4 protein-coding genes and 2 pseudogenes are annotated in these 5,536 nt (G+C 71.9%); 1 reads left to right on the top strand and 5 read right to left on the bottom strand.

Annotation, left to right across the window (positions count from 1 at the left end; translation table 11 throughout):
- Window positions 1-727, top strand: a pseudogene (locus tag AUL34_RS22705) (glycosyl transferase); the annotation flags it as partial.
- A gap of 49 nt (window positions 728-776) precedes the next feature.
- On the opposite strand, the gene AUL34_RS21645 reads toward AUL34_RS22705, so the two are convergent.
- The 5 genes and pseudogenes from AUL34_RS21645 to AUL34_RS21625 form a co-directional block, all read right to left on the bottom strand.
- On the bottom strand, window positions 777-2,564 hold the full coding sequence (locus tag AUL34_RS21645; protein ID WP_061938834.1) for a hypothetical protein: 1,788 nt from the start codon (window positions 2,562-2,564) through the stop codon (window positions 777-779).
- Complete coding sequence (locus AUL34_RS21640) at window positions 2,561-3,655, bottom strand: chemotaxis response regulator protein-glutamate methylesterase (RefSeq protein ID WP_061938831.1); 1,095 nt, start codon at window positions 3,653-3,655, stop codon at window positions 2,561-2,563. The genes AUL34_RS21645 and AUL34_RS21640 overlap by 4 nt, the downstream gene beginning before the upstream one ends.
- 4 nt (window positions 3,656-3,659) lie before the next feature.
- On the bottom strand, window positions 3,660-4,538 hold the full coding sequence (locus AUL34_RS21635; RefSeq protein ID WP_061938828.1) for a protein-glutamate O-methyltransferase CheR: 879 nt from the start codon (window positions 4,536-4,538) through the stop codon (window positions 3,660-3,662).
- 68 nt (window positions 4,539-4,606) lie between these two features.
- Window positions 4,607-5,125, bottom strand: a complete 519-nt coding sequence (locus AUL34_RS21630; protein WP_061938825.1) for a chemotaxis protein CheW — start codon at window positions 5,123-5,125, stop codon at window positions 4,607-4,609.
- Window positions 5,122-5,536, bottom strand: a pseudogene (locus tag AUL34_RS21625) (methyl-accepting chemotaxis protein); the annotation flags it as partial. The gene AUL34_RS21630 and the pseudogene AUL34_RS21625, both read right to left, overlap by 4 nt.

The raw sequence follows: 5,536 nt of genomic DNA, 5'->3' as shown, positions 1-5,536 counted from the left end.
CCTCCGGCTCGGCGGCGTCGAGGTGCGGCTGGCGCCCGCCGGGCGCTCGACGGCGCGCCGCCTCAACGAGGCCGCCGGCCACCTCTCCGCCGACACCCTATGTCTTCTCGAGGCTGGCCTCTCCCCCTGCGACGACCGCTGGCTGGAGGAGCTTCTGGGACGTCTCGCCGATCCCGGCACGGGACTCGTCGCGCCAATCCTCGTGGGCCGGACGGGCGACGTCGTGGAGGCTGGGCTCGCCCTCGGCCTCGGCGCGATGCCGCGCCCCCGCTACGCCGGGCGCGGCGCGGAGGATCCCGGCCATGGCGACATGCTTCTCGTCGCCCATCAGGTCGCCGCCGTCGGCCCGCAGGCGCTCGCGACGCGCCGTGCGGACTTCCTGGCTCTCGGCGGCTTCGATGCGGTCCTGTTCCCGCGCCATCTCTTCGCCGCCGACTATGCGCTGAAGCTCCAGGCGCTGGGGCGCCGGGTCGTCGTGACGCCCGATGCACGCCTCGTGCATGCCGGCGCGCGCGACATGCCCGCATGGCCCCTCCCGCCCGGCCTCGCGCGCGAGATCGACACGTTCTCGGCGCGCTGGGCGGGCGTTGCGGCGGCCGATCCGTTCGGCAATCCGCTGCTGCGGCGCGGCGGCGACGGGTTCGACGGGCTGGCCTGGCCGCCCGCGGACCCTGCCCCGCGCAGCGCCCTCGTCGCGCCGCCCCGGGCCGTGGCGCCGGGCTGGTAGCGGCCGGGACATCGGTCCTCCCGGCGACGAGGCGCCGGGGGGCAACGGATCAGAACAGGATGTCGTCGAAATCGTCGTCCGCGGGTGCGGCGGCAGCGGGCATGTCTGAGGATTCGGCCGGTCCGGGCGATCCGAGCGCCGCGGCGAAGACGCTGCGCTCCTCCTTCATCGTGTAGCGCGCGCAGAGGACCGCATCGAGCCGCGCGGCCTCTTCCGCCGGCAGTTCGAGGTCCACGGGACCCGACACCAGTGAGCCGATGGCCGCCGACAGCGCCAGCATCATCCGCGTTCCCTCCTCGTGGAGGGCCATCATCCGCAGCACCGAGCGGATCTCGTTTCCCATGCCGTCGGCGGCTTCCGCGCTCGCCGTCAGCGCCCGGCAGCTGTCGGCCTCGGCGGTGCCGAGACTGGTGCAGGCCGTGGTGAGATGGCGGTCCACCGACGCCTCGGCGTCGGCGATCTCCGGCAGGAGCCGGCCGGACAGATCGCGCGTCGCGCCGGCCGCCCGTTCGGTTCCCTGGCGGATCGCGTCGACCTCGCCGCGGGCCTGCGAGGACTGCTCGCGGATCACGCGGGCGATGTAGCCGATCGTCTCGTCGCCGCCCTCGACATGGGCGGCCTGGATCGCGGCGTTGAGGCCGGCGAGGTTGAGATGGAACTCGAGGCCCGTCATCTGGTCGGTCATCTCGATCAGATGCGCGGTGCGCTCGACGCTGCGCGACAGGCTGGCGGCCAAGGCCCGGCGCGCTTCGCCGCCGGCCTCCATGGAGGCGCGCAGGCGCGAGGCCCCAGCTTCCAGCGCCGCCATCCCGCCCTCTTCCGCACCCGGCGAGCGCAGGCTTTCCAGAACCCCGCCGCAATCGTCCAGCCGGTCGGCGATCGCGGCGAGATCCAGCGCCAGCTTGTCCATCAGCGCGCCGTAGGTCGCGGCGAGGTCGTCGAGCTGGGCCATTTCCAGCCGCGCGACGCGGCGGACGGCGGCGCGGCGGTACAGGGGCGCGATCGGCGCCTCCCCCTCGCCAAGGGTCCCGTCGCGGCCGAGCGGGCCGACGAGGCCGAAATTGTGCACCGTGTGCTCGAGGCGCTGGCGGGCCATGTCGTGCGCCTGAAGCCCCATCACGGCGCCGGCGATCGCCTGCCAGACGGCGGTGAAGGCGCGCTGCGCCTCGTCGCGCTTGGCCGCCGCCGCGCTCTGCTGCTCGGCGATCCGGTCGATCAGCGCCTGGAACCCTTGCGCGAGATCGCGTTCGTCGGTCGAGGTGACGGCGCGCGCCACGATGGTGCGGCTTTCCTGGAGGGCGGCGCGAAGCGAGCCCATCCGCTCGTCGATCGACTGGGCGACCGCGGTGCCGGAGGTGACGAGATCGTCCACGGTGCGCGAGAAGGACACGAGGTCCACCTCGGCGCCCTTCATGCTCTCGACCTGGGCCCTTGCGATCACCACGATGTAGTCGAGGACCCGGAACACGGTCTTCAGCGCCGTCGATCCGGCGCGCGCGCTTTCCACGGCCGCGTTCAGCTCGCCGATCCGCTCGCGGCGCTCGGCCGTCAGCCGCCACACCGTCTCGACGCTGGCAGCCGCCTCGACGAGGCAGCCACGCGCCTCGGCCATCACAGGCTGGGTGAAGATCTCCGTCGCACGCGCGATGCCCTCGCGCACGCCCGCGATCCGCCCATGCGCCGTGCGCAGGCGCTCGCCCGCCTCCAGGAAGACGCTTTCGCTGGCCGTGGTCCAGTGGGTCAGCCCGGTGGCGAGGCGTTCGAACTCGTCCTGCCGCTCCAGCCCGAGGCCGAGGTCGTCCGTCGCGTTCGACAGGGTGTCTTGAAGCGTCATCATCGCTTGACCGCCGCGGGCTTGATGGAGGGATCGGCTGCGAACCGGAGGATTTCGGCCGGGATGCGGTCGAGCGGCAGTTCCGTCTCCACCGCGCCGACCCGCATGGCTTCCTTGGGCATGCCGTAGACGACGCAGGTTCCCTCGTCCTGGCCGAGCGTGTGCGCGCCCGTGCCGCGCAATTCCAGCATGCCCTTGGCGCCGTCGTCGCCCATGCCCGTCAGGATGACGCCGAGCGCGTTGGCGCCCGCCGCGCGCGCCGCCGAGCGAAACAGGACGTCGACCGAGGGGCGGTGGCGCGTGACGAGCGGGCCGTCGCGCACCTCCACGTGGTACTGGGCGCCCGAGCGCTGAAGGAGGAGATGGTGGTTGCCCGGCGCGATCAGCGCCAGGCCCGGCACCACCCGGTCGCCCGTCACCGCCTCGCGCACCTCCATGCGGCACAGGCTGTCGAGGCGCCGCGCGAAGGCGCTGGTGAAGCCTGCGGGCATGTGCTGCACGATCACGACGCCCGGCGAATTTTCGGGAAGCGCCTCGAGGAGCTTGCGCAGCGCCTCCGTGCCCCCGGTCGAGGCGCCGATCACGACGACCTTGTCGGTGGTGCGCTCGATCGGCCGGCCCGAGACGGGCGGCAGGACGGCATCGGCGGTCAGCTTCTTCTGGACGTCCATCGTGGGCGTGCGGGCCACGACCTTCGCCTTGGACGCGGCGCGCACGGCGTCGCAGATCCGCGTCTTGGCCTCCATCAGGAACTGCGGCGTGCCGACGCGCGGCTTGGTGATGATCTCCACCGCTCCCGCCTCCAGCGCCTGCAGCGCCATCTTCGAGCCGGCCTCGGCCAGCGACGAGCAGATCACCACCGGGATCGGCCGCTGGCTCATCAGCTTCTGCACGAAGGTGATGCCGTCCATGCGCGGCATCTCGATGTCGCAGACGATGACGTCGGGCACCGCCTCGCGCATCCGCTCGGCCGCGAAATACGGGTTGGAGGCGGTGGCGATGACCTCGATGTCGGCTTCGGCGTTGAGGATCTCCGTCAGGATCGTGCGCACGCTGGCGCTGTCGTCGACGATGAGGACCTTGATGGACTTCATGGCCTCACTCGACCCGTTCGTAGATGTTGCTGCGGATCAGCCGCAGCGGCAGGCGGGTGGAGCGGATGGACTCGGCATGGCCGAGAAACAGGAGGCCGCCGGGCCGCAGGTGGCGCAGGAGCTTGCCGATCACCGCCAGCTGCACGTCGGGCTGGAAGTAGATGAGGACGTTGCGGCAGAAGATCATGTCCATCACCTGGCCCGGCCGGTACTCGCCGTGCATCAGGTTGATCTGCCCGAGGCGGACGTTGCGCCGCAGGTCGGGGGTGACGCTCATCTGCTGGTCGGCGCCGTGACCGACCGGCGTCAGGTACTTCGCGCGCAGCCGGGCCGGCACGCTGCGCGTGGCGTCCGCGCCGTAGACGCCCTCGCGAACGGCGTTCAGCATGCGCACCGAGATGTCCGTCGCGGTCACCGACCAGGGAAAGGACTGGCCGCCGCCGGACGCGTCGTCGGCGATCATGGCGAGGCTGTAGGCCTCCTGTCCGCTCGACGAGGCGGCGGACCAGATCCGCAGCGAGCGATCGCGCCCGCCCTCGGCCAGGCGTTTCAGCATGTCGGGGGTCAGATACTCGAAATGCGGCGGCTCGCGGAAGAACGAGGTCTCGTTGGTGACCACGCAGTCGGTGAAGGCCTGAAGCTCCCCCGCCTTCGCCTCCGGCGCGCGCAGGAGCGCGAGATAGGCGCGGAAGTCGTCCATGCCGTTGGCGGCCAGGCGCCGGCGCAGCCGGGTTTCCAGCATGACGCGCTTGGCGTCGGTCAGGACGATGCCGCAGCTCTCGTCCACCAGTCGCGCCAGCTCGCGGAAGGTGGCCATGTCGAGGCTCGCCGCGTGGGCGTTGCCGGCTGGCCGGATGGGCTGTTGGATCGCGGGACGTGCCATGGTGTTCCGGGTTCGCGGCGGGCTGGATGGTTGGAGGCGCCCGGTGCGCCGGGCGTCTGCGGGAGCGGTCAGGAAAATTCGAAGCGCTCGGCCTCGAAGAGCCTGGGAATGTCGAGAAGCGTCAGGAACGTGTCTCCGCGCCGACCGAGGCCGGTCATGAAGGAGGAGTTCCAGTCCTCGCCGAACTGCGGCGCGGGCTCGACGTCCTCTTCGGCGAACTCGGTCACCTCGTGGACGGTGTCGGCGATCACGGCCACCGTGCGCCGCGCGCCCCCCGCCTCGAAGTCGAGGACCACGATGCGGCTGTCGCCGGTGGGCTCCCCGTCGTCGAAGCCGCGCATGCGCAGCTTGGATTTGAGGTCCACGACCGGCACCCCGCTGCCGCGCACGTCGATCATGCCGATGAGAAGCGGCGGGGCGTTGGAGATGCGCGCGATCGGCTTGTAGTCGAGGACCTCGCGTACATGGGCGACGCGGATGCCGAAGGTTTCGGATCCCAGGCGGAAGGTCAGGATCTCCCGCGCGGCCTCCTCCCCCGGCGCGTCGGCGCCGGCGGGATCGTCGGAGAAGTCGGCGCCGAAGCTCATGCGCTCATCCTCTCGAAGCCGCCGTCCTGGGCCTCCGAGCCGAGGTCGAGGTCGAACCCGTTCTTCGAAGAGGTCCGGGCGGTGGGCTTGCCGGCTGGCGCCGGGCGCGTGGCGGCGAACTTGCCGACCTTGGCCTGCAGCGCACGCACGTCGCGCGCGCCGCCGGTCGCGGGCTTGCCCGCCGCGCGGCGGCCGTCATCGAGGCGGAAGAAGCCGGCGCGGTCGTTGAGGCGGCCGGCCTCGGCGGAAAGCTGCTCGGCGGTGGCCGACATCTCGTTGGCGGCCGCCGCGTTCTGCTGGGTCACCTGGTCGAGCTGCTGGATGGCCTGGTTGATCTGTTCGGCCCCGGCGTTCTGCTCGCGGCAGGCCGCCGAGATCTCGGCGACCAGTTCCGACGTGCGCTGGATGTCC

This window comes from Aureimonas sp. AU22, assembly GCF_001463745.1.
Lineage (GTDB): Bacteria > Pseudomonadota > Alphaproteobacteria > Rhizobiales > Rhizobiaceae > Aureimonas.
The sequence above is the reverse complement of the archived record's forward strand: the minus strand, read 5'-3'. Positions and strand labels throughout refer to the sequence as shown.

What these genes read in the sequence shown, in the direction of transcription:
- AUL34_RS21640 (WP_061938831.1), bottom strand. Translation starts at nt 3,655, where the DNA reads ATGAAGTCCATCAAGGTCCTCATCGTCGACGACAGCGCCAGCGTGCGC.
- AUL34_RS21645 (WP_061938834.1), bottom strand. Translation starts at nt 2,564, where the DNA reads ATGATGACGCTTCAAGACACCCTGTCGAACGCGACGGACGACCTCGGC.
- AUL34_RS21635 (WP_061938828.1), bottom strand. Translation starts at nt 4,538, where the DNA reads ATGGCACGTCCCGCGATCCAACAGCCCATCCGGCCAGCCGGCAACGCC.
- AUL34_RS21630 (WP_061938825.1), bottom strand. Translation starts at nt 5,125, where the DNA reads ATGAGCTTCGGCGCCGACTTCTCCGACGATCCCGCCGGCGCCGACGCG.